The sequence below is a fragment of the Pseudomonas sp. AC211 genome, from assembly GCF_979258055.1.
On the sequence record NZ_OZ409830.1, the window covers coordinates 1,288,778 to 1,312,775 of the forward strand.

18 protein-coding genes and 3 pseudogenes are annotated in these 23,998 nt (G+C 60.7%); 13 read left to right on the plus strand and 8 right to left on the minus strand.

The annotated features are described in order from the left end of the window. Window positions 1–123: 123 nt before the first annotated feature. Window positions 124–699 carry a hypothetical protein gene (locus ACZZZP_RS06260; RefSeq protein WP_463382158.1) on the plus strand — a complete coding sequence of 192 codons (576 nt, stop codon included), beginning with the start codon at window positions 124–126 and terminating at the stop codon, window positions 697–699. Window positions 700–774: 75 nt separating this feature from the next. On the opposite strand, the pseudogene rapA reads toward ACZZZP_RS06260, so the two are convergent. After that, a pseudogene (rapA, locus tag ACZZZP_RS06265) lies at window positions 775–3,685 on the minus strand (RNA polymerase-associated protein RapA). A 258-nt stretch (window positions 3,686–3,943) separates the two neighbouring features. Between rapA and ACZZZP_RS06270 the strand changes: the two are divergent. Continuing rightward, a complete protein-coding gene (locus tag ACZZZP_RS06270; protein ID WP_463382160.1) occupies window positions 3,944–4,243 on the plus strand; it encodes an aspartate-semialdehyde dehydrogenase in 300 nt (99 codons plus the stop codon). A gap of 29 nt (window positions 4,244–4,272) precedes the next feature. Beyond that, window positions 4,273–4,890, plus strand: coding sequence for an alpha-ketoglutarate-dependent dioxygenase AlkB family protein (locus ACZZZP_RS06275; protein ID WP_463536368.1), 618 nt, complete (start codon window positions 4,273–4,275; stop codon window positions 4,888–4,890). Here ACZZZP_RS06275 and ACZZZP_RS06280 read toward each other — a convergent pair. Continuing rightward, on the minus strand, window positions 4,871–5,131 hold the full coding sequence (locus tag ACZZZP_RS06280) for a hypothetical protein (RefSeq protein ID WP_463536995.1): 261 nt from the start codon (window positions 5,129–5,131) through the stop codon (window positions 4,871–4,873). The two genes, ACZZZP_RS06275 and ACZZZP_RS06280, sit on opposite strands and share 20 nt — an antisense overlap. Before the next feature lie 80 nt (window positions 5,132–5,211). On the opposite strand from ACZZZP_RS06280, the gene ccoM reads away from it, so the two are divergent. From ccoM to ACZZZP_RS06300, 4 genes and pseudogenes are all read left to right on the plus strand, one after another. Next, window positions 5,212–5,331 carry a cytochrome c oxidase subunit CcoM gene (ccoM, locus tag ACZZZP_RS06285; protein WP_277342762.1) on the plus strand — a complete coding sequence of 40 codons (120 nt, stop codon included), beginning with the start codon at window positions 5,212–5,214 and terminating at the stop codon, window positions 5,329–5,331. Window positions 5,332–5,490: 159 nt separating this feature from the next. Then, a pseudogene (locus tag ACZZZP_RS06290) lies at window positions 5,491–7,509 on the plus strand (FUSC family protein). Next, window positions 7,496–7,702, plus strand: a complete 207-nt coding sequence (locus ACZZZP_RS06295) for a DUF1656 domain-containing protein (RefSeq protein ID WP_122496665.1) — start codon at window positions 7,496–7,498, stop codon at window positions 7,700–7,702. Before ACZZZP_RS06290 ends, ACZZZP_RS06295 begins: the two are co-directional and overlap by 14 nt. Before the next feature lie 12 nt (window positions 7,703–7,714). Then, entirely contained in the window at window positions 7,715–8,641 is a 927-nt protein-coding gene (locus tag ACZZZP_RS06300) for an efflux RND transporter periplasmic adaptor subunit (RefSeq protein WP_463536369.1), read from the plus strand. A gap of 67 nt (window positions 8,642–8,708) precedes the next feature. Here ACZZZP_RS06300 and ACZZZP_RS06305 read toward each other — a convergent pair whose 3' ends face one another. Beyond that, the gene (locus tag ACZZZP_RS06305; RefSeq protein WP_122451309.1) at window positions 8,709–9,179 is read right to left on the minus strand and encodes a MaoC family dehydratase; all 471 of its coding nucleotides are present in this window, start codon (window positions 9,177–9,179) and stop codon (window positions 8,709–8,711) included. After that, on the minus strand, window positions 9,176–10,135 hold the full coding sequence (locus ACZZZP_RS06310) for an alpha/beta hydrolase (protein ID WP_463382163.1): 960 nt from the start codon (window positions 10,133–10,135) through the stop codon (window positions 9,176–9,178). The genes ACZZZP_RS06305 and ACZZZP_RS06310 overlap by 4 nt, the downstream gene beginning before the upstream one ends. Window positions 10,136–10,417: 282 nt before the next feature. On the opposite strand from ACZZZP_RS06310, the pseudogene fadD2 reads away from it, so the two are divergent. The 4 genes and pseudogenes from fadD2 (at window position 10,418) to hrpA (ending at window position 19,890) form a co-directional block, all read left to right on the plus strand. After that, window positions 10,418–12,107, plus strand: a pseudogene (gene fadD2, locus ACZZZP_RS06315) (long-chain-fatty-acid--CoA ligase FadD2). Window positions 12,108–12,346: 239 nt separating this feature from the next. After that, window positions 12,347–14,035, plus strand: coding sequence for a long-chain-fatty-acid--CoA ligase FadD1 (fadD1, locus tag ACZZZP_RS06320; RefSeq protein WP_122496675.1), 1,689 nt, complete (start codon window positions 12,347–12,349; stop codon window positions 14,033–14,035). Between the two features lie 423 nt (window positions 14,036–14,458). Then, complete coding sequence (locus ACZZZP_RS06325; protein WP_463382164.1) at window positions 14,459–15,670, plus strand: hypothetical protein; 1,212 nt, start codon at window positions 14,459–14,461, stop codon at window positions 15,668–15,670. Window positions 15,671–15,840: 170 nt separating this feature from the next. Next, complete coding sequence (hrpA, locus tag ACZZZP_RS06330; protein WP_463384664.1) at window positions 15,841–19,890, plus strand: ATP-dependent RNA helicase HrpA; 4,050 nt, start codon at window positions 15,841–15,843, stop codon at window positions 19,888–19,890. A gap of 150 nt (window positions 19,891–20,040) precedes the next feature. Here the strand turns inward: hrpA and ACZZZP_RS06335 are convergent, their stop codons facing one another. Beyond that, on the minus strand, window positions 20,041–20,358 hold the full coding sequence (locus ACZZZP_RS06335; protein ID WP_463536370.1) for a hypothetical protein: 318 nt from the start codon (window positions 20,356–20,358) through the stop codon (window positions 20,041–20,043). Continuing rightward, window positions 20,306–21,040: a DctP family TRAP transporter solute-binding subunit gene (locus tag ACZZZP_RS06340; protein WP_463536371.1), complete on the minus strand. Its 735-nt coding sequence runs from the start codon at window positions 21,038–21,040 to the stop codon at window positions 20,306–20,308. The genes ACZZZP_RS06335 and ACZZZP_RS06340 overlap by 53 nt, the downstream gene beginning before the upstream one ends. Before the next feature lie 341 nt (window positions 21,041–21,381). Here ACZZZP_RS06340 and ACZZZP_RS06345 point away from each other — a divergent pair, with 341 nt between their 5' ends. Together ACZZZP_RS06345 and ACZZZP_RS06350 are read left to right on the plus strand one after the other, a co-directional pair. Continuing rightward, the gene (locus ACZZZP_RS06345) at window positions 21,382–21,819 is read left to right on the plus strand and encodes an HIT family protein (RefSeq protein ID WP_122496686.1); all 438 of its coding nucleotides are present in this window, start codon (window positions 21,382–21,384) and stop codon (window positions 21,817–21,819) included. A gap of 283 nt (window positions 21,820–22,102) precedes the next feature. After that, window positions 22,103–22,513 (plus strand): hypothetical protein, encoded by a 411-nt coding sequence (locus ACZZZP_RS06350; protein WP_463536372.1) that lies wholly within the window; start codon window positions 22,103–22,105, stop codon window positions 22,511–22,513. Between the two features lie 143 nt (window positions 22,514–22,656). Here the strand turns inward: ACZZZP_RS06350 and ACZZZP_RS06355 are convergent, their stop codons facing one another. Both ACZZZP_RS06355 and ACZZZP_RS06360 read right to left on the minus strand, forming a co-directional pair. Beyond that, window positions 22,657–23,478, minus strand: coding sequence for an enoyl-CoA hydratase/isomerase family protein (locus ACZZZP_RS06355; RefSeq protein ID WP_463382166.1), 822 nt, complete (start codon window positions 23,476–23,478; stop codon window positions 22,657–22,659). Window positions 23,479–23,664: 186 nt separating this feature from the next. Beyond that, window positions 23,665–23,994 carry a c-type cytochrome gene (locus ACZZZP_RS06360; RefSeq protein ID WP_463536373.1) on the minus strand — a complete coding sequence of 110 codons (330 nt, stop codon included), beginning with the start codon at window positions 23,992–23,994 and terminating at the stop codon, window positions 23,665–23,667. Window positions 23,995–23,998: the final 4 nt, after the last annotated feature.

Below are 23,998 nucleotides of genomic sequence, written 5' to 3' on the forward strand. Positions count from 1 at the left end.
CGCTCCTACGAGCGGTGGAAACGCTTCCGCTTGCTGCTGTCATCATTCATACATCAAAAATTAATTCCTCCGTCACGGAACTCGGGCAGTTTGCAAGCCTGCGTTTACCTCAGAGGAGTTGCCATGTTGTTTATCCAGTCGCGTTACATCAAACCCGTCGCCATTGCCTTGCTGGCCGCTGCCGTCAGCGCCTGCGCAAGCACGGCGCAGACGCCTGCCAAGCCTGCCGGCAAAGCGCCGGACGTAGCGCTGAACAACACCGATTGGTATCAGGTGCGTACCCAGAGCGAAGTCTATGTATTCGACGACTACGCGGTGTTCAGCCAGTTCTTGCAAACCGGCCAGGCTCCGGTGCTCAAGCCGTTGGAGAAGAAAGACAACTTCGGCCGCTCGGTCATTCTTGGCCTGAAAGCTGAAGACCAGAACCTGGCGCTGAAAGACGTCGCCGCTGCGCGTTTTCTCGACGTAAGCCTGGTGCCTGGCAACCCGTTCTACGGTGAAATTCGCAAGGACGGCATCATTTACGTGTTCGCCCGTTACGGCGACATGATGGACATGTACAAAACCGGCGAGCCAACCTTCAGCTACACCGAAATCGGTGGCGGCCCTAAAGGTGAGCGCGTGGTGTACGGGCTGATGAAAGAAGAAAGAAAGCCTGAGAAACAAATCGCTTTGTTCCACCAGAAATACCCGAAGTAAGCGACACGTTTAGCCAGTAAGCGGCGTAAACAAAAACGGCAGCCCGAGGGCTGCCGTTTTTTATGGGCGCAGTAATTAGCCGGCGACCAGCACGCGAATGGCTTCCAGGCGCAGGGCCGCTTTGTCGAGCATGGCCAAGCCTTGCTCGCACTGGCTGCGCAAGGTTTCCAGCTCGCTGTCGCGCACGTTGGGGTTCACCGCTTTCAAGGCGGTGAGGCGCGCCAGTTCTTCGTGGGTGTCGGCGGCCAGACGGCGCTTGGCTTCTTCAACGCGCTCAACGTGGCGTGGGCTGATTTTGCCTTCGGCCGAGTTGAGTTGCTGATTGAGGCTGTCGCGTTGCGCCTGCACAAACTTGTTCGCGCTGGCTCGCGGCACGGCTTCGAGTTGGTCGTTGAGTTTTTCGAACGACACCTTCGCGGCCAAGTCATTGCCACTGGCGTCGAGCAGGCAGCGCAGGGCGGCCGGCGGCAGGTAACGCCCAAGTTGCAGCACGCGCGGCGCCACGACTTCGCTCACATAGAGCAATTCGAGCAACACGGTGCCGGGCTTGAGCGCTTTGTTTTTGATCAGCGCGACGGCGGTGTTGCCCATCGAGCCGCTGCGCACCAGGTCCATGCCGCCTTGGACCATCGGGTGTTCCCAGGTCAGGAACTGCATGTCTTCACGCGACAACGCCTGGTTGCGGTCGTAGGTGATGGTCACGCCTTCGTCGTCGCCCAGGGGGAAGCTGGCGTCGAGCATTTTCTCGCTCGGGCGCAGCACCAATGCGTTCTCGGAGTGGTCTTCGCTCTCGATGCCAAAGGCGTCGAACAGCTCTTCCATATAAATGGGCAGGGCGAATTCGTCGTCTTGTTCGTGAATCGCTTCAACCAGTGCTTGGCCTTCGCCGGAGCCGCTGGAGTTGAGTTCCAGCAGGCGGTCACGGCCGCTGTGCAGCTCGCTTTCAAGGCGAATGCGCTCGGCTTTGGCTTCGTCGACCAGCACTTGCCAGTCGCCGTCGTCAGCGTTTTCCAGCATCGGCAGCAGGCGCGGCCCGAATTGATGTTGCAGGGCGTTGCCGGTGGGGCAGGTGGCCTGAAAGGCGTTCAGCGCCTGGTGATACCACTGGAACAGGCGCTCTTGAGGGGTGTTTTCCAGGTACGGCACGTGCAGTTGAATGGTGTGCTTCTGGCCGATGCGGTCGAGGCGGCCGATGCGCTGCTCGAGCAGGTCTGGGTGGGCCGGCAGGTCGAACAGTACCAAGTGGTGGGAGAACTGGAAGTTGCGGCCTTCACTGCCGATTTCCGAACAGATCAGCACCTGAGCGCCGAATTCTTCATCGGCGAAATAAGCCGCTGCCCGGTCGCGTTCCAGAATATTCATACCTTCATGGAACACCGTGGCCGGAATGCCCGAGCGCACGCGCAGGGCGTCTTCGAGGTCCATGGCGGTTTCGGCGTGGGCGCAAATCACCAGCACCTTCACGCGCTTGAGCATTTTCAAGGTGTCGATCAGCCAATCGACGCGCGGGTCGAATTTCCACCAGCGCTCTTCCTCGCTCGCCTCAGGCTGGGCCTGGAAGCTGACTTCCGGATACAGGTCGGCGTGTTCGCCCACCGGCAGCTCGAGATACAGATCTGGGCACGGCAGCGGGTACGGATGCAGTTCGCGCTCCGGGAAGCCCTGCACGGCGGCGCGGGTGTTGCGAAACAGCAAGCGGCCGGTGCCATGGCGGTCGAGCAGTTCGCGCACCAGGCGGGCGGAGGCTTCGATATCGCCATCGGTGACGGCCGCGAGCAACGCTTCGCCTTCGGCGCCGAGGAAATCGTGGATGGTTTTGTGCGCAGCGGCGGACAGGCGCCCTTGGTCGAGCAGCTCCTGCACCGCTTCGGCAATCGGCTTGTAATTGGCGCTTTCGGCGCGGAAAGCTTCCAGGTCGTGGAAGCGCGCCGGGTCGAGCAGGCGCAGGCGCGCGAAGTGGCTGTCCTGACCGAGCTGTTCGGGCGTGGCGGTGAGCAGCAGTACGCCGGGAATCACTTCGGCCAATTGCTCAACGAGTTGGTACTGCGGGCTCGCTTGTTCCGGGTGCCAAACCAGGTGGTGCGCCTCGTCGACCACGAGCAAATCCCAGCCGGCGGCGAACAGGGCGTCTTGCGCTTTGTCGTCGTCGCACAGCCATTCCAGGGCGACCAACGCTAACTGGCAATCTTCGAACGGGTTGCTGGCGTCGCTTTCAATAAAGCGCTCGGCATCGAGCAGCGCGACGTCGAGGTTGAAGCGGCGGCGCATTTCCACCAGCCACTGATGCTGAAGGTTTTCCGGCACCAGAATCAGCACGCGGTTGGCGCGGCCAGACAGCAACTGGCGGTGAATAACCAGACCGGCTTCGATGGTTTTACCCAGGCCCACTTCGTCGGCCAGCAATACGCGCGGGGCAATGCGGTCGGCCACTTCACGGGCGATATGCAACTGATGCGCGATGGGTTGTGCGCGCACGCCACCCAGGCCCCAGAGCGATGATTGCAGCTGGCGGCTGGTGTGTTCGAGCGTGTGGTAGCGCAGGGCGAACCAGGCGAGGGGGTCGATTTGGCCGGCAAACAGGCGGTCGCTGGCCAGACGGAATTGGATGAAGTTCGAGAGCTGCGTTTCCGGCAGCGTCACCGACTGATTCTGCGCATTGAGGCCGTGATAGACTAGTAGCCCGTCGACGTCGTCGACCTCCTGAACCGTCAGCTTCCAGCCTTCGAAATGGGTGATTTCATCACCGGGCGAAAAGCGTACGCGGGTCAGCGGCGCGTTACGGGTGGCGTATTGGCGGGTCTCACCAGTGGCCGGGGGGGGGGGGGGGGGGGGGGGGGGGGGGGGGGGGGGGGGGGGGGGGGGGGGGGGGGGGGGGGGTAGAGCATGGTGAGCATGCGGCTCGTCCTGCATCAGGACCGTGCCCAAAGCCCAACTCCGCTTCGCTGTCACTAATCCAGCGTTGCCCCGGTTCATACTGCTGCGCCATGCCTGTCTCCCGCGGTGAAAAAGCCGACTATGGTAACGGAACCCGGCGGCTCTGGCCAAAGACGATCAACATCAACTGCTTACTGGCGCTTTGAACATCAGGCGCGGTACAGCGTCAAAAAGAGCATAAAGGGCATATCCATATGCTTAAAGTGTAGCGATACTCCGCTAAAGTCGTCGATTTGATGGCCGAAAGCACTGGTAAAGGCCCAAATTTTTTTGCGCCTAAACCGTCGGTCATTCAGAGGATAGCTAAACAATGCTTCCCCCGATTCCCCATAGCCTCGCTCCGGTTACCACCCAGCAGGACCCGGTCAAGCCGGTTCCCGTGGTGCCGGCTGTGGTGCCTATAGAAAGCAGCGCGGAAGAAAGCCCGGTGGCGCTGGATAAACGCCATCCGCAAGACACCGAGGAGCTGCTGTGGGAAGAGCAGCGCCGGCGTCGTCAGCGTCGCGGCTACAGTGCTGCCGAGCTGGCCGAAGGCGAGGTGGCCGAGGAAGACCAAGACCTGATCGAGCAATTGCCGCGTCAGGGTCTATGGGTGGATGTCGAAGTGTAGCGGCGCGAGCCTTTGCCGTTGCCCAACTGTTGCAGGACTGGTTTTGGACCTTTTTCGATACCGCGCCGATTGCCCTTGCCAACGCCGATTTGCGCTACACGCCCCAGTGGATCGATACAGCCACGGCCGACCGCTGGCTTGCCGAGCTATTAGCGGCAACGCCATGGGAACAGCCGAGCGTGTCTATTCACGGTCAGCATTTCCCTGTGCCGCGTCTGCTCGCTTGGTATGGCGACAGCGATGCCCGTTACCGCTATTCCGGCATGACCCACGAGCCATTGCCGTGGACGCCGCTTCTCGCCGACATTCGCCAGCGCGTGCAAACGGCGGTTGGCGAGCGCTTTAACGGGCTGCTGATCAACCACTACCGCGACGGACAGGATTCGATGGGCTGGCACAGCGACAGCGAAGTGGTGCTGGGGCTTAACCCAACCGTGGTGTCGCTCAACCTCGGCGGCGCGCGACGCTTTGATCTGCGCCGCGTCGGCAGCAGTCGCATCGAGCATTCATTAATGCTTGAGCACGGTTCGCTACTGGTCATGGCCGAGCAGACGCAGCATTATTGGCAGCATCAGGTCGCCAAAACGCGCAAACCCTGCGCGCCGCGGCTTAACCTCACTTTTCGCCTTATTCGGTCCCAGCCATGAGCATGACAGCAAGCTGATCGACTTCACCGCCGAGCGCGACAAACGCATCCACGACCTCAACGACAAGCGCTTGAACGAAGTGCGCCAGGCGTTTGAACAGGCGCTGCCGCTGACCCAGGCGAAGAAAAAACCCAAGAACAAACCGAAAAAGCCCTGATTGTCGCCCCTGCGTTGCTGTCGTCCGACGGCAACCACCGAGTTTTCCCAATACGCCACCTTGGTTGCCGTTGACCCAGATCAAGTTCGCTTCCGAATCGACTCCCTATCCTGTGTCCATTCTTTGCAGAACCTATGTTCAAACGAACATACCTGGAGGCTTCCATGTTTTTCGACGTAGCAGTATTCGCAGGTCTGGCCACAGTGGCGCTGATGTTCGCGTTTTTCGGTGGGATTGGTTGGTTCATCCGCAGTGACATTCGCAAGCACAAAGCACAGCAGTAAGCGGTCACTACGGTTTCACGGGCACGCAAGGCAATTTGGGCAACTTAGGTTGCCTTTTTCTGCCTGCGATTCGGCCACCTTGAAATCCCGCTCGCACCATTCCCGTTTTTCACCAGTCCCAGCTATGTTGAACCGTATCTCTTAAAAGGTTTCGCCTGAGTGCGCGCTCAATTGCAGGCGTTTCTTGCGCCTGAAATCCCTGCGGTTAAATTTGCGATCAAAACGCTTCTGGGCGCCGGCCTGGCGTTGTGGTGCGCGATGCGTTTTGGTTTGGAGCAACCGCAGTGGGCCTTGATGACGGCGGTGATCGTTGCGCAGCCGCTGTCGGGCATGGTGGTGCAGAAGGGTTTGGCGCGGTTGCTGCGGCACCCTGGTGGGCACGGTGATGTCGGTGGTGGTGATGGCGCTTTTTGCGCAGACGCCGTGGCTGTTTCTGCTGGTGCTCGCAGCGTGGCTGGGCGATCTGCACCGCAGCATCTACCTTGCTGCGCAGCGCGTGGGCGTATGCATTTGTACTGGCCGGCTACACCGTGTTGATCATCGCGTTGCCGGCGATTGGTAACCCGCTGAATGTGTTTGACCAAGCCGTAGCGCGCTGCACGGAAATCTCGCTCGGCATTGTCTGCGCCACGGTAGTGAGTGCGTCGCTATGGCCGCAGCGCGTCGAGCAGTTGTTAGCCAAACAGGCGCGCGATGCCTGGCTCACGGGCTTGCAGGCTTCAGGCGCGGCGCTGAGCGGCGAGCGTCAGGAGCGGCAGGGTTTACTCGGCGCGTTGGGCCGCATCGTTGCGGTAGACGCTCAGCGCGAGCACGCCTGGTTCGAGGGCAGTCGCGGGCGCCAGCGGGCGGTGGCCTTGCGTGTGCTCAGCCGTGACTTGCTCACCCAACTGCGCCTTGCACGCGGCGTGGCGCGGCAATGGCGGCAGCTGTCGCCAGCAGAAACCGAGCAGCTACGGCCGCTGTTGGATGAAGTGCAAGCGGCGCTGACCGATCCGCAAATACCGCAACTGCTTGAATTGCGCGAACGCCTGATTGCCGCCGCCGATGACGCCTCGCTGTCCACCGTTCAGCAATATTCGGTCGGCCGCCTGGCACTGTTGGTGCGCCAAGTGCTGCGGCGCATCAGGCGCTGGAAGCGGTGGAGCAGGGCGTGGCGCCGGATGACGCACCGCGCGCGCTTTCTTGGCACCGCGATATTCAAATGGCGTCGTTGTATGGCTTTCGGAGCGGCGTGGCCTTTTTGCTCATCGCGGCGTTCTGGCTGGCCACTGGCTGGACCTCTGCCGCCGGTGGTCTGACCATGACCGCCGTGCTTTGCAGCCTGTTCGCTAACCGCGAAAACGCCACCCAAATCGGCCTCGGCTTTCTGCGCGGCGTTATCTATTCGTTGCCCGTCGCCTTCGTTGTTGGCCAACTGCTGCTGCCCGAATTAAGCGGTTTCCCGCTGCTGTGCCTGGCCATGGGCGTGCCGCTGTTTTTCGCCTTGCTGGGCATGACCAAACCGGCCATCGCCGGCACCTGCACCTCGTTTGCGCTGCAATTCATCGTGCTGTGCGGGCCACAGAATCTGATGCGTTTTGACGTGTCGTCATTCCTCAATCAGGGCGTGGCCATCGTGCTGGGCGTGGGCTTTGCCGTGCAGATTTTCCGCGTGATCGACCTGCGCCATCCGGCCTGGCATGCGCAGCGGCTGTTGCGCGCCATGTTGGTGGACCTCAGCCGTTTGCCGCAGCGCCCGTTGGCCGGGGCCGAGAACTGGTTTGGTGGGCGCATGGCTGATCGTCTACTGCAATTGGCGCGGCATTATCCGGTGCTGCCGGCGCAATCGCGCAGCCGTTGGGATGACGGCATCAGTGGCTTGGATTTGGGTGATGAATTGCTGCACTTGCGGCGCTGCCTGGAAGTGGCCGCCGCGCCGGAGCTGCGCAAGGCCGAGCGGCGGTTTATGCGCGCCTTGGAGCCGGTGCTGCTTGAGGGCCCGAAGCCCATTCGGTAACGGCGCTGGACGAACCGGCCGCCGAGCTGCAAGCAGCGCTGCGCGCGTCGGGCGCCAGCATCGACCGGCGCCTGGCGCAGGCGGCGTTATTGCAACTGCAATACAGCTGGCGCGTGTGGTGCGAACAGTCGGAACTCAACCCGTATACGCCGCCACAGGAGAGTGAACATGGGCTTGCGTGAGTGGGCGCTGGGCGGCGTATTGCTCAGCCCGTTTCTGTTGTATGCGCTGTTGGCGCTGTTGTGCACCGGGCTATTGCGCTTTGGCTTGCAGCGCATTGGCGCGGCGCGTTGGATTTGGCATGAGGCGTTGTTCGACACCGCCTTGTTTGTATGCGTACTGGCGGCCGTGGTTGCCGTAACCGGGCGCTGGTGAAGGGAGGGCGGTATGCGTTCAACCCTGCGGGTGGTGATTACCCTGTGTCTGGTGGTAGTGGCGGTGTTCGCCGGCTACGACCTGTGGCGTTATTACATGCTCTCGCCCTGGACTCGCGATGCACGCGTGCGTGCAGACGTTGTGGTAATCGCCCCGGATGTGTCTGGTTGGGTAGTCGACCTCAAGGTCCACGACAACCAGTCGGTTAAAGCCGGCGACGTGTTGCTCAGCCTCGACCGTCAGCGCTACCAGGCGGCGCTGGATAAAGCGCAAGCCGTGGCTAACACCCGCCAGCAACAACTGCGGCTACGTGAGCACGAGGCGTCGCGGCGCGCTCAGTTGGGGCCGCAAGCAATCAGCGCCGAGCTCAAGGAAAACGCGCAGATCACCGCCGACATTGCGCGCGGTTCTTACCGCGAGGCTCTGGCCGATGTTGCTGTGGCTGAGCTCAACCTGGCGCGCAGCGAATTGCGCGCCCCGCGCACCGGCCAAATCACCAATTTGCGCCTGGCCCAAGGCAACTACGTGAACGCCGGCCAGCCAATGATGGCGCTGGTGGACGAGCAATCGTTTTACGTTCAGGCCTACTTCGAAGAAACCAAGCTGCCGCGCATTCGCGTCGGCGCATCGGTGAAGGTGTGGTTGATGAGCGAGGGTCAGGCGCTGACCGGCCAGATTGAAAGCATCAGCCGCGGCATTACCGACCGCAACGCCATTCCCGATCAGCAATTGCTGGCCAATGTGGAGCCGACCTTCAACTGGGTGCGGCTGGCGCAGCGGATTCCCGTGCGCATCAAACTCGACCCGCTGCCCGCCGATGTTCAGCTGAGCGCGGGGATGACGGCGAGTGTGCGGGTGAGTGAGGAAGGGGAGGCGAGCGAGAAGCCTAAATCGTGTGCCGGATTCCAGACTCTGGATCCCCGCCTGCGCGGGGGATGACGGTGGAATGTGGGGAAAACTCCGTCGTCCCCGCGCAGGCGGGGACTCAGAATCTCGCAAGAAAGGGTTAACCGATCTGAATCGGCGGCAGCTCGGTCAACGTCACGGTCTGCTGCGAACGCGGCGCGAGAATTTCGGCTTCACCATCCACCACCAATTCATCCCGCTGGTTGAACACACGAGTCGCCACACGCACGCGAAATTTCGGCAGCTTTTCCAGAATTTCCAGGCGCACGGTCAGGGTGTCGCCCAGCTTCACTGGCAAGGTGAAGCGCATGGTCTGGCCCAGGTAGATGGTGCCCGGCCCAGGCAGCTCGCAGGCCACCGCTGCGCTGATCAACGCACCGCTGAACATGCCGTGGGCGATGCGCTCTTTGAACATGGTGCCGGCCGCGTATTCGGCGTCCAGGTGCACCGGATTGTGGTCTCCAGACACCGCGGCGAACAACTGAATGTCGCGCTCTTCAACCGTCTTGCTGTAGCTGGCGGTCTGGCCGACTTCGAGGGCTTCGTAGGGGGTATTGCTCATCTGGCTCATGCAGGCTCCTGGCTTTCGGGTTGGCTGCGGCGGCTATGGGTCAGGGTTTGATCCAGCCAGCCGAGCAGGTCGGTTGTCACCTCGTCGCGGTTGGTCTCGTTGAGCAACTCGTGGCGGGCGTCCGGGTAAATTTTCAGCAGGGTGTTCTTGTGGCCGGCTTCGCGTAGCGCGGCGGTCAGGTGTTCCAGGCGCTTGCCTTCACTCACCGGGTCGCGGCTGCCGCCAATCACCAGCAACGGCAAATCGGCGTCTATCTGCTTGAGCTGCGTGACCGGCGTGATGTGCTGCAGGCCTTCGAGCAGGTCAATCCACAGTTGGTTGGTGCAACGAAAGCCGCACAGTGGATCGTTGACGTACTTGTCCACTTCAAGCGGGTCGCGGCTCAGCCAATCGAATGAGGTGCGCGTCGGTTTGAAGGCCTTGTTGAACGAGCCGAACGAGAGGAAATCCATCAGCGCGCTGCGCCCCGTCGCGCCTTGGCGCCAGCGCTCGAAACGGGCGATGGCCGCCGCCGCTTTGTACAGCCCCACCGGTTGATAGTTGGAGCCCGACAGCACCGCGCCTTGCAAGCTGCAGCTGTGGTGCATCAAGTACGCCTGGCCGATGTAACTGCCCATGCTGTGGCCGAGCAGAAAAATCGGCACGTTGGGGTGCTGTTGGCGGATGTGGTGGTTGAGGTTGGCCAGGTCGTTGATCACCCGCTGCCAGCCGTTGCTTTCCGCATACATGCCCAGCACGCCGCGCTGGGCCGTGCGGCCGTGGCCGCGTTGGTCGTGGGCATACAACTCGTAGCCGGCGGCTACCAATACTTCACCCAACCTTGCATAGCGCCCGCCATGCTCGGCCATGCCGTGCGACACCATCACCACCGCTTTAGGCGTGTGGTCGGCGTACCAACGGTTGACGAATAGCGGGGCGGCATCACTGGCGGTGAGCCAGAAGTCGTCGTGAAGCATGGCAGTCCTCGTTCCTTGTCTGCATCCCTGGTCTGACCCTGACGGGCGTCCGGCCGGCGGTGACAAAAGCGCTACATACGGTTACCGGGCGGTGGGGCATTGTAGAGCCAGCGTCAGGGCTTGTCCCAGCCCGGCGTCGTTTAGTCCGTCAGCACGAGTTGAGCAAGATTCACGTAATAAATGACGCTACCTCTGGTATTTGCGCTGTATGCCAGAACTGCTAAGTTCCCGTCAGCCCCGAATGCGCGGGCCAGACACTCTCAGGTAACGAGGATAAAAATAATGCAACCTGATTTCTGGAGCGACAAACGCCCGGCCGGCGTACCGAACGAGATTGACCTCGGCGCCTACAAGTCGGTCATCGAGGTGTTTGAGCGCTCCTGTAAAGAAATACGCCGACCGGCCGGCGTTCTCCAACATGGGTGTAACGCTGACTTACGCTGAGCTGGATCGCTTGTCCGCCGCGTTCGCCGGCTACCTGCAAAAGCACACCGACCTCAAGCCTGGCGATCGCATCGCCGTGCAATTGCCCAACGTGCTGCATTACCCGATTGCTGTGTTCGGTGCCATGCGCGCCGGCCTCGTGGTGGTCAACACCAACCCGCTGTATACCGCGCGGGAAATGCGCCACCAGTTCAAAGATGCCGGCGTTCGCGCCCTGGTGTTCCTGAACATGTTCGGCAAGCTGGTGCAGGAAGTGCTGCCCGACACCGAAATCGAGTACCTGATCGAAGCCAAGATGGGCGACCTGCAACCGGCCCTCAAAGGCTGGCTGGTCAACACCGTGGTAAAGAACGTCAAGAAGCTGGTGCTCGACTACAACCTGCCGCAAGCCGTCGGTTTCAAAGAGGTGCTCAAGCAAGGCCGTGGCCAGCCGCTGAAACCGGTGAAGGTCGGTCTCGAAGACATCGCCGTGTTGCAATACACCGGCGGCACCACGGGCGTGGCCAAGGGCGCGATGCTCACCCATGGCAACCTGGTCGCCAACATGCAGCAGGTCGACGCTTGCCTCGCCCAGCATGGGCCGGACGGTCGTCCGCTGATGCAGCCTGGCCAGGAAGTGATGATCGCGCCGCTGCCGCTGTACCACATCTATGCCTTCACCGCGAACTGCATGTCGATGATGGTTAACGGCAACCACAACGTGCTGATCAGCAACCCGCGCGACATCGGTGCCTTTATTAAGGAACTGCAAAAGTGGCGCTTCTCGGCGTTGCTGGGGCTGAACACGCTGTTCGTGGCGCTGATGGATCATCCCGAGTTCAAGAACGTCGATTTCTCCAACCTCAAGGTCACCAATTCCGGTGGTACCGCGTTGGTCAAAGCCACTGCCGAGCGCTGGCATGCCGTCACCGGTTGCACCGTGGTCGAAGGCTATGGCCTGACCGAAACTTCCCCGGTCGCCAGCACCAACCCCTACGGCGAAAAAGCGCGCCTGGGCACGGTCGGTATTCCGGTGCCAGGCACGGCGTTCAAAGTGGTGGATGACAACGGCGAAGAAGTGCCGTTGGGCGAACGCGGCGAGCTGTGCATCAAGGGCCCGCAAGTAATGAAAGGCTACTGGCAGCGCCCGGAGGCCACCGCTGAAGTGCTCGATGCCGAAGGCTGGTTAAAGACCGGCGACATCGCGGTCATCGACCCGGACGGTTTCACCCGCATCGTCGACCGCAAGAAAGATCTGATCATTGTCTCGGGCTTTAACGTGTACCCCAACGAGATCGAAGACGTGGTCATGGCCCATCCGAAAGTGCAAAGCTGCGCGGCCATTGGCGTACCGGACGAAAAGTCGGGCGAGGCGGTGAAGTTGTTTGTGGTGGCGCGTGAAGGTGGCTTGACCGCCGAAGAACTCAAGGCCTACTGCAAAGAGAACTTCACCGGCTACAAGATTCCCAAGCACATCGTGTTTAGAGAATCACTGCCGATGACGCCGGTCGGCAAAATTCTGCGCCGCGAGCTGCGCGATATCGCCTGAAAGCCTGAGCGTAAAGCCGCTAGTCGGCTTTGACCGGTTTTGTTTTAAACGTGACCGAAAGCCTGGCTTTCGGTCATTTTTTTGACCGGTAAGGCCATGTTTGGTGCTGTTCCCCTTCCTTTAAAGCTGCTAATCTCGGCGCGCTTTTTGGCCTGCCAGCACGGCTAAAACGTACGAAAATCACAAAAACATCCGTCATCGCGCGGTGAAGATTAGCTGTTGCTTAGGAGTGGGCTTCCATGATCGAAAATTTCTGGAAGGATAAGTACCCTGTTGGGGTTGCTGCCGAAATCAACCCCGATCAGTACCCGAATATTCAAACGGTACTGAAACAGTCTTGCGAACGCTTCGCCAACAAGCTGGCCTTCAGCAACATGGGCAAGTCACTCACCTACGGTGAGATGTATGAGTTGTCAGGTGCTTTCGCCGCTTACCTGCAACAACACACCGACCTGCAACCAGGCGACCGCATCGCCGTGCAGTTGCCCAACGTCTTGCAATACCCGGTGGTGGTTTTCGGCGCCATTCGTGCCGGCCTTGTGGTGGTCAACACCAACCCGCTGTACACCGCGCGGGAAATGGAACACCAATTCAACGACTCCGGCGCCAAAGCGCTGATCTGCCTGGCCAACATGGCGCACCTGGCGGAAACCGTGCTGCCGAAAACCGGGGTCAAGCACGTTATCGTCACTGAAGTCGGCGACATGCTTTCGCCGCTCAAACGCCTGCTGGTCAACAGCGTGGTCAAGTACGTGAAGAAGATGGTGCCGGCCTACAACCTGCCGAACGCCGTCAAACTCAACGACGCCCTGGCCAAAGGCCGTGGCCAGAAGGTCAACGAAGCCAACCCGCAAAGCAGCGACATCGCCGTGCTGCAGTACACCGGCGGCACTACCGGCGTGGCCAAAGGCGCGATGCTTACGCACCGCAACCTCATCGCCAACATGCTGCAAGTGAAGCAACTGATGGGCGCCAACCTCAATGAAGGTTGCGAGATCGTCATTGCACCGCTGCCGCTTTACCACATCTATGCGTTCACCTTTCACTGCATGGCCATGATGCTGCTGGGCGGCCATAACGTGCTGATCACCAATCCGCGTGACTTGCCGACCATGGTCAACGACCTGTCGAAATTCAAGTTCACCGGTTTCGTAGGCCTCAACACCTTGTTCGTTGCCCTGTGCCACAACGAAGGGTTCCGTCGCCTGAACTTCTCCTCGCTGAAGCTCACCGTTTCCGGCGGCATGGCGCTGCAGCAAGCGGCGGCCGAGCGTTGGAAGGAAGTCACCGGTTGCGCCATCTGCGAAGGCTTCGGCATGACCGAAACCAGCCCGGTTGCTACCGTGAACCCGTTCAACGCCATTCAGTTGGGCACCATCGGTATTCCCTTGCCCTCCACCTTGTGCAAGGTCATCGACGATGAAGGCAAGGAGCTGGAAATCGGCGCGGTCGGCGAGCTGTGCGTCAAAGGCCCGCAAGTGATGAAAGGCTACTGGCAGCGCCAGGAAGCCACCGACGAAATTCTCGACAGCGAAGGCTGGCTGAAAACCGGTGACATCGGCCTGATTCAGGAAGACGGCTACCTGCGCATTGTCGACCGCAAGAAAGACATGATTCTGGTCTCGGGCTTCAACGTGTACCCCAACGAACTGGAAGACGTACTCGCCACTTTGCCAGGCGTTATGCAGTGCGCCGCCATTGGCATTCCGGACGAGAAGTCGGGCGAAGCGATCAAGATTTTCGTGGTCGTGAAACCGGGCGCCAGCGTCACCAAAGAGCAAGTCATGGAGCACATGCGCGCTAACGTCACCGGCTACAAGGTTCCCAAAGCCGTTGAATTCCGCGACGTGCTGCCGACCACCAACGTCGGCAAAATCCTGCGTCGTGAACTGCGCGATGAAGAGTTGAAAAAGCTCGGTAAAAAGTGAGTCCACCGTGAATCAACAAACGCCACCGTCTAGGTGGCGTTTTTGTTTGTGAAGGGTCTTCCCGGCTAAGGCGGGCTGGTGAAAGTGCATGGGGGTAGAAGGTAAATTCAGCAAGCCCCTGCTTACGATAGTGTCTTCGCGTAGGAATTGTACTTATTGCCATGTTCGCTTGTCGTGGATCACTGGCGGACGTAGCGGGCATCCATCAATCGCTTTCGAGTTCAGGCTTGCGGCTTTGAATCTTTCGCGAGTTTGTCGATGAAAACGTTTCGTTCGCTCAAGGATGTGGCAGGGGGGCTTTCCCGGCGGCTGGGCCTTTTTAATCAAAGGCACCGCATTGCAATTACAGTGAAACCAGGGAGAACAGACGTAGCCGGCCTTACACAAAAGCCCCGCTCCCGTCCGGACGGACGGCGTCCAGTCATGCCGGCGCTGCTGTTTTCCCTGATTGGCCTCGCAGCTTGTTCCAATGCGAATGCTGGCTGTCTCTACGGCGGTGATGAGCCGGGAGTTGGCCAGCTCAATCTGATGCGGGCTAGCATGGATCTCTTGCACACTAAAATGTGGTTTGAAGACGCAAAAAATCCGTACCCGAACGGAACCTTGATGCTGCTGAAAGAAGTGAAGGTGGACTTGAAAACATGTAACGCCGGTACCTTCCCTGCTGAGTTTAAAAATGAAACTCTTAGGCTGGTGTATTTTCCGCCCAGTCTCGCAACCAGGAACGGGAACCGGTTTCGCATACCGACCACAAGCGAGGGGGTCGCATTCGAAGTCGAATTTCCCGGAAAAGGGACTTTTGGAACTGACGGCATCGACCTCGGTACGAGCGGCGGTCCGGTGATAGCGAACCTCGGCGTCGCGAGGGGTTTCGACATCTTCACTCTGAGGCTGTCGATGGTGAAAACAGGCCCGTTATCATCCACTGCGCCATCCGCCCCGCAGGGTCTAATAGGCGCGATCGGGTCGATTACGCTCGGGACTGAGCAACTGGGCACTTTCAAGTTTTACTCGCAAGACGGTACGAGGCTCGCCCTTGCCGGAGAAAAAATTGTCTTCCCTGAGCAGAAGCTCGTGGCGAACACCCCAAACTGGGTAGCTTATGCGGGAGCGCCAGTGTGTAGATTTACAGCGTTTCCGCTCAATCCTTCAAATATAAAACTGCCAGATGTTAGCCAGCAAAAGTTCAAAGCGGTTGGGGCGATAGAAGATGGCGGGAAGACGCAGAACATCGATTTTCAGTGCTGGGGGCTGCTGTCGACCAAACCTGAGGTCACGTTTGAAGCCACCTATCCACTAACCGGCGCCGTTGGCGTGGGCATGCAGTCGGCTTCGAGCGATGTGGGTGTGCAGATTTTTCTGGATGACCAGCCTGTGGAGCTAGGCAAAGCGTTCGGCATTGATATTCCAATGAATTCCTTTCCAACATTTCCGGGCGGACCGTCCAACACCAGCGGCTCCTTCTGTCAGGCTAATTGTGGCAGCGATATGAGCGGCGCGGGCTGGGTAGATGGCGAGTCCGGTATCGGCAAGGTGAGCTCACCCTTTAGATTCAAGTACTACCAGACGACGAGTAAAACACCTGCGGTGCAGCAACTGGTCGTGCCATTTTCGATCACAATTGATGTGCAATAGGTGACGGGGCTGCCGGCAACAGTGGCGTTGGCGGAGTGGGCGCTCTAACAACGCGCCTGATCTGTTTTCACCCGCTGTCGGCAATAGACAGGGCAGATGTCGCGAACGCCGGTCACCGGCAAAATCTGCGACAATCTGCCCCCGCCTTTTTGACCGTTGCCCACCCGCCAATGACCGACGCCACGCCCACCTTTGACGCCCTGCTGAAAAACCTCGATCAAGCCCTGGTCGCTGACCGCCATCGTCTGCGCCGGCAACTGCACGAGTTGCGCAAAGCCGGGCACGCCGACGAAGGCAAGTTGGCGCAATGGCTGGAGCGCTTCCAGCAGAGCTGCGCCAAGGTCGAGGCGCGGCGCCTGAGTGTGCCGGTGATGCGCTACGACGACAGCCTGCCCATCGCTGCCAAACGCGATGAAATCAAGGCGGCGTTGGCCAAGCATCAGGTGCTGATCATTGCCGGCGAAACCGGCTCGGGGAAAACCACGCAGCTGCCGAAAATTTGCCTGGAAATCGGCCGTGGCTTGCATGGCCTTATCGGCCACACCCAACCACGGCGCTTGGCGGCGCGCAGTGTCGCAACGCGGGTGGCCGAAGAAATCGGTACACCGTTGGGCGAGTTGGTCGGCTACCAGGTGCGGTTTGAAGACCAGAGCAAAGACAGCTCGCTGATCAAGCTGATGACTGACGGTATTTTGCTGGCCGAAACCCAGCACGACCGCTACCTGGAAAAGTACGACACGCTGATCGTCGACGAAGCGCACGAACGCAGCCTGAACATCGACTTCCTGCTCGGCTACCTGAAAACGCTGCTGCCGCGTCGCCCGGATTTAAAAGTCATCATCACCTCGGCCACCATCGACCTCGATCGCTTCTCCAAGCACTTCGACAACGCGCCGATTGTTGAGGTCTCGGGCCGCACTTTCCCGGTTGAAACCTGGTACCGGCCATTGGTGGCAGAGGTCGACGAGGAGGGCGAAAGCCTGGTGGATGACCTGAGCGTCGACCAAGGCATTCTCGCCGCGCTGGACGAAATCGACGCGTTCGAACGCAGCGAAGGCAAACGCCCTGGCGATGTGCTGGTATTCCTACCCGGAGAGCGCGAAATTCGCGACTGCGCCGACATGCTGCGCAAAGCCAATTTACGCTTCACCGAAGTGCTGCCGCTGTATGCGCGATTGACGCCGGCGGAGCAGCAAAAGATTTTCGCGCCCATGGCTGGACGCAAAATTGTGCTGGCCACCAACGTGGCGGAAACCTCGCTCACCGTGCCCGGCATTCGTTATGTGATCGACAGCGGCACCGCGCGCATCAGCCGTTACAGCTACCGCGCCAAGGTGCAGCGCCTGCCCATCGAAGCGGTATCGCAAGCCAGCGCCAACCAGCGCAAAGGCCGATGCGGGCGGGTGGAGCCGGGCATTTGCGTGCGTTTGTACAGCGAGGAAGATTTCCTCGCGCGCCCAGCCTTTACCGACCCGGAAATTCTGCGCACTAACTTGGCGGCGGTGATCTTGCAGATGCTGCACCTGCGCCTGGGCGAGATCGACGCGTTCCCCTTTATCGAGCCACCCGATGGCAAAGCCATCAGTGACGGTTTCAACCTGCTGCAAGAATTGTCGGCGGTAAACCGTGAAAGTCAGCTGACGCCAATTGGCCGGCAATTGGCGCGCTTGCCCATCGATCCGCGCCTGGGCCGCATGGTGCTGGAAGCCGCCAAGCTGGGCAGCCTCGATGAATTGCTGATCGTCGCCAGCGCGCTGTCGGTGCAAGACCCGCGCGAGCGGCCGATGGACCGCCAGCAAGCCGCTGACCAGGCCCATGCTCAGTGGAAAGACGTCGACTCCGACTTCGCCGCCCTGATCAACCTGTGGCGCGGCTTCGAAGAAAAGCGCCAGGAGCTGGGCTCCAACCCGCTGCGTAACTGGTGCCGAAAAAACTTCCTTAACTACCTGCGCCTGCGCGAATGGCGCGACGCCCACCGCCAACTGGTGCTGATTACCCGCGAACTCAAACTGGCCCCCGAGCGCGCCGCCGATTCGTCCCGCAGGAGCGAGCTCGCGCGCGAAAGCGATCCCAAGACCAACGCCAACGCCAGCGCCAACAGCACCAAAGCCAATCCGCCCGCCGCCAAAACCGCCGAAGCTGTGGAAGCGGCGCAGCGCGCCAAAGATTACGCCGCCGTGCACAAAGCCATTCTGTGCGGCCTGCTTAGCCAGATTGGGCAGAAAACCGAAGACGGCGACTACCTCGGTGCCCGTCAACGGCGTTTCTGGATTCACCCCTCCAGCGTCATCGGCCGCAAAAAACCGCAATGGATCATGGCCGCTGAACTGATGGAGACCACCAAGCTGTTCGCCCGCCAGGTGGCTAAAATCGAGCCGGACTGGATCGAGCCATTGGCCGGCCACTTGATCAAGAAAAACCACTTCGAACCGCACTGGGAAAAACGCCGCGGGCAAGTGGTGGCGTTCGAACAGATCACCTTGTACGGCATGATCGTGGTCGGCCGCCGGCCGGTGCACTTTGGCCCGATTGAGCCGGCGGTGGCGCGTGAATTGTTTATCCGCGAAGGGCTGGTGCGCGGCGAAATTCAGTCGCGCGCCAAGTGCCTGAAAGCCAACCAGGAACTGCTGGAGCTGTTCGACGAACTGGAAGCCAAGGCTCGCCGTCGCGATATTCTTGCCGACGAAGAAACCCTGTTCGCCTTCTACGACGCGCGCCTGCCGGCCGACATTTACCAGACCGCCACCTTCGACAGTTGGTACAAAACCGAAAGCGCGAAAAATCCGCAGCTGCTGATCATGCGCGAGGAAGACATCCTCGCCCGCGACGCCAGCGAAGTGACAGACGCGCAGTACCCCGATCACCTGCAACTGGGCGACTTGCGCCTGCCGCTGACCTATCACTTCGAGCCCAACCACCCGCGCGACGGCGTCACGCTGCGCGTGCCGGCGCCGTTGCTGCCGCAAATTCCCGCCGAGCGCCTGCAATGGCTGGTGCCGGGTTTGCTCGAAGCCAAGTGCATCGCCCTGGTGCGTGAACTGCCCAAAGCCCTGCGCAAAAACTTTGTGCCGGTGCCGGATTTCGTCAAAGCCGCGTTGTCGCGCATCGCCTTCGGGCAAGGCTCGTTGGTGCAAGCGTTGAGCGCTGAATTGCAGCGCATGACCGGTGTGCGCGTAACGGAAGAGGCGTGGGCCGAGGCGGAACAGCAGGTGGAAAACCACCTAAAAATGAACTTGGAGGTGGTCGACGGTCAGGGCAAGTTGCTCGGAGAAGGCCGTGACCTGGCTGAACTGACGGCGCGTTTCGCCGAAGCCAGCCAGGCCGCCTTGGCCATGGTTAAAACCGACAAACAGCAAAAACCGGTCGAAGCCAAAGTGTTCGCCCCGGTGGCGCAGACCACGCAGCAAAACATCGCCGGCTTGTCGATGACCGTGTACCCGGCGCTGGTGGAAGAGGGCGGCACGGTCAAAGAAGGCCGCTTTGCCACTGCTGCCGAAGCCGAATTCCAACACCGTCGCGCCTTGCAGCGCTTGCTCCTGCAACAGCTCAGTGAGCCGGCGAAGTTTCTGCGCAGCAAGTTGCCGGGCCTGACGGACTTGGGCTTGTTGTACCGCGACCTGGGCCGGGTCGATGCGTTGGTGGAAGACATTCTGCTGGCCAGCCTCGACACCTGCATCCTCGACGGCGAAAACGCCTTGCCCCGCGACGGTGTCGGCCTACTGGCGCTGGCCGAGAAAAAGCGTGGTGCCTGGGCCGAGCACGCCGAACGCGTGGCGCGCCTGACCCTGGAAATTCTCAAGCTATGGCACGGCTTGCAAAAGCGCTTCAAGGGGAAAATCGACCTGGCTCAAGCCGTCGCCCTCAACGACATCAAGGCGCAGCTAAGCCATTTGGTCTACCCAGGCTTCGTGCGCGAAACCCCGGCCGAATGGCTGAAGGAACTGCCGCGCTACCTGAAGGCCGTCGAACAACGCTTCGAAAAACTCGGCTCGCAATTGCAGAAAGACCGGGTGTGGAGCGGCGAGCTGGCAGGGTTGTGGGCGCAATACCAAGCCCGCGCTGACAAGCACGCGCAGGAAGGCAAGCGTGATCCACAGCTGGTGCTGTACCGCTGGATGCTCGAGGAATATCGGGTGTCGTTGTTTGCCCAGCAGTTGGGCACGAAGGTGGCGGTGTCGGATAAGCGCTTGGGTAAGCAGTGGGCGGCGGTGGAGGGTTAACGCGGCGTCGCTGCTTCCCCCTCTCCCTAACCCTCTCCCCGAGGGGCGAGGGGATCAGCAGCGAAAGCGGCGATATTGCCCCAGTCACCGATTAGCTCCCCTCGCCCCTAGGGGAGAGGGGCTGGGGGTGAGGGGGTGAAGGTTGTGCAATTATTTGCGATTCACAGCCCGCGCCGCATGCAACACATCGGCGCCAATCTCACCTTCAAACTGCTTCCACACCGGCAGCATCGCCTCGCGCCAGGCTGCCTGTTCGGCCGGCGTCAGGGTGATGATTTTGGCCTTGCCGCCCGCTACCAGCTGCTCGTAATCGCGCTGGTTATTGGCTTCGGCGGTCTGGTTAACCGACAGGGTCACTTCGTCCAGAATCGACTCCAACTCGCTGCGAATCTGGAACGGAATGCTGGTCCAGAACTTACTGTTGGTCACCACCATGTAGCTCAGCACGCCATGGTTGGTGATGGTCACGTACGGCTGCACTTTCTCGAACTTCTGCGAAACAAAGTTCGACCACGGGTTTTCCAGTGCTCTGCACGGTGCCGCTTTCCAACGCCTTGTAGGTCTCGGCGAACGGCAGCTTGACGGTGGTGGCGCCCAGGGCAGCGAATTGGGCTTCCAGCACGCTCGACGCTTGAATGCGGAAGGCCAGGCCTTTGGCATCGGCCGGGGTGTGAAGGGCTTTGTTAGCCGACAGCTGCTTCATGCCGTTGGTCCAGAAGCCCAGGCCGTAGATGTTGCTACTGTTCATCGAGCGCAGCAGTTCACGGCTCTTTTCACGCTTGAGGAAACGGTCGACCGCCGCCTGATCGGTAAACAAGAACGGCAGGTCGAACACTTGCAGGCGCTTGGTGTACTTGTCGAATTTCGACAGCGACGGCGCCAGCATTTGCACACGGCCATCGGCCAGCGCGGCCAGTTCTTCGCCGTCGCCGAATAGCGCGGAGTTGGCGTACACCTCAACCTTTACTTTGCCGGCCAGGCGTTCTTCCACCAATTTTTTGAACAGCAAGGCGCCTTGGCCCTTGGGCGTACTTTCCGCCGACACGTGGGAAAACTTGATAACGATCGGGGCTGCATCTTCAGCCGTCGCCATTGAGGGGCTGATCGTCAGCAGCAAGGCGGCGAGCGCCAAAGACAGATACTTGAACATCGGTTTTCCTTAAATTCTGCCAAGCCAAAGAACCCGCCTCAGGCTTGTGGCCTGAACGGGGCATGCGTGTGTCGGATGTAGTCAGCGATGGGCGATAAGTGCCGTCGTCTGCTCGGGGCAAGCGCGGATCGCCGTGCTGTTTATTATTGGTAGGGCCGCCATGACTGATGGGCCAGGGTAGGACCGCCAGGTTTGCGAAGGGCGGGGATTCTTCCGTAAAGCGCCGCGCGCCGCAACCTGCGGTATGCCGAGGCGCTCGCAATTCTGAAAAATAGTGGGGTTTTCAGACGAGGGGCTGAGCCGGTATGGTTTGCCCTCAGCCCAACGGACGGAGAACCTAGATGAGCCTGCACGGCGATTACGACAACCAGAACATTTTTGCCCAGATCATTCGCGGCGACGCGCCCTGCTACAAACTGTACGAAGATGACGACGTGCTGGCGTTTCTCGACGTGTTCCCGCAGTCGTTCGGCCACACCTTGGTGATCCCCAAACGCTCGGCGGCGCGCAACATTCTGGAAGTCGATACCGGTGCGTTGGGCAAGGTTATGGCCGTGGTGCAAACACTCACCCGCGCGATCGTTGAGGAACTGGAACCGGCCGGCGTGCAAATCGCCCAGTTCAATGGCGCGCCAGCCGGGCAAACGGTGTTCCACATCCATATGCACATCGTGCCGCGCTACGCCGGCGAAGGCCTTGGTGTTCACGCCAGCCAGAAGGCCGACGCGGGTGAGTTGCAGGCGTTGCAAGCGCGTTTGGTGAAGCGTCTGAACGGGTGATGTCCACAGCACCCTTGTCACTGAGGTACGCCCCACACTAAACTTGCCACCGGGCGCGACAGGGCGCCCGCTCTCGCAAAAGCCAGCCGCACCTGTCGTTCGGTTTTTTCTTCGGATCTACCGCAACCTGAATCTTCACGCCGCAGCGAGAACGGCCACATTAGAAGAGGAAAGGTTTATGTGGTCTACATCCAACCCGTTGTCCCCCACCCATCGAAACAGCGATTTTCTGCGCAGCCACGCCCGACGCCTGTTGCGGCACGCTCGTTCGGACAGCTTGAGCGTGGCGCTGCCGGTGTTGCGCCGGCTGCACGCGGCGAAGCTTAGCGGTGGTTTGAGCGTGTCCGCGTTGCAGGCCAACCGCGCCGCGCTGCAGTTGAAAACGCTGCTGCGTCTGTTAGCGATAGAACTGGGCTACGCCGACTGGGCGAGCTGCAAGGCTGAAATCGACACCCGCGAAGCCGCCTGCCTGGATCGCTACCGCCTAGACGCCGGCGCTTTTGGCGACTACGAAAAACACTGGTTCCCGGACCCGACTTCAGCGCGCGACTGGCAACGCGCGCGCATGGCGGGTACGTCGTGCAATACGGCGAGCAGGCAGTGGCCATCTTGCGACCGGCATAAGCGCCGAGCTTGGCGTTCCCTTTCGCGATTCTGGATCCCCGCCTGCGCGGGGATGACGGAGGTGGGTTGAAATTCTCTGCCAAAGCTTCAGCGCCAACACCCACCTTCTGTGGGAGCGGCTTCCAGCCGCGATGCTTTTTTGTCGTTGCTGAAAACGGTGATTTCAGATCACGCCAAATCGCGGCGAGCGCCGCTTCTACGGAGCCTTAGCGCTCAGGCGAATTTCGCCAGGTTGGCACCCAACTCGCGCTCCATTTCCCCGTCCGTTTGCCCGCCGTTTTCCATCATCCATTGCACCCGCTCCAGTGTCGCTGGTGCATTCATGTCGGCGCCGAAGCGTTGCGATTCTTCTACCAGCGCCGCCTCCGGTGCAGCGCTCACCTGTTCGACCACCGCTTTGATATGGGCAATGCCCGCCGCTGGAAAACTGGCGATGCGTTGCGCCAGCGCTTCGCAGTGGGCGCTGAGGTCCGCGTCGGGAACGGCGCGGTTGATCCAGCCGTAGCGCTCGGCCGTGTCAGCGTCGAAGTCGGCGCCGCCCAGGCAAATTTCCAAAGCGCGGCCACGTCCGACCAGTTGCGTTAACCGCACCGTGCCGCCTGCCCCTGGCAACAAGCCGACGGCCACTTCCGGCTGCCCCAGCAGCCCGTGTTCGCGTGAGGCAAAGCGCATGTCCAGCGCCAACAAAAATTCACTGCCGGCGCCGCGCGCACGGCCGCGCAGTTCGCCGATGGTCACTTGCGGCAGGCGGCTAAAGCGCGTGAACAGGGCGCTGAGCAAACTGGCCTGGCCTTCGGGCAGCGGCGGCGCTGGCTGATTAAGTTGGCTGCCGAGGTCAAAGTGGGCGATGAAGAATTCCGGGTTGGCGCTGCGAAACAGCACGACGCGGGTGGCTTTATCGGCTTCCAGGCTTTTCGCCAGTTTCAGCAGGTCGATGATCACGTCGCGGTCCATCAGGTTGATGGGCGGGTGATCAAATTCGATGGTGGCCACGCCGTTGGCATCGTGGCGGGTGAGGGTGCGGTAGTCGCTCATGCTGGTCTCCTTTGTGGATCTCAGCAGAGTGGCGCGGCGTCGCGGGGCGGCTCAAGGACTATCCAGTTGGGTGATGCAGGGCATAACGGGAGCGGGTCCCTGTGGGAGCGGCAGGGCGGCACTCCGATTGGCCGCGATGCTTTTCGAGAGCATCGCGGCTAAAGCCGCTCCCACAGGGTTATGCGGTTACTGCAGGTTCTCTCGCAAATTGGCCACTTCGCCCGCTGTCACAGCCGGCGCGGCGTTGCCCCAAGTGTTGCGCACGTAAGTCAGCACGTCGGCGACGTTTTCGTCCGTGAGGTTCCAGGCGAATGCCGGCATGGCGGGCCCGGTCGGTGCGGCTTCGGTGCTACCGGCACGGCTGCCGGCCAGTACCACGCGAATCAGCGAGGTCGGGTCGGTGCTGTTAACCAATGGCGCGGCGGCCAGTTTCGGGAACAGGGTTTTGATGCCCTCTCCATTCGGCACGTGGCAGGCGGAGCAGCGGTCGGCGTACAACGCTTTACCCGCTACCATCGCC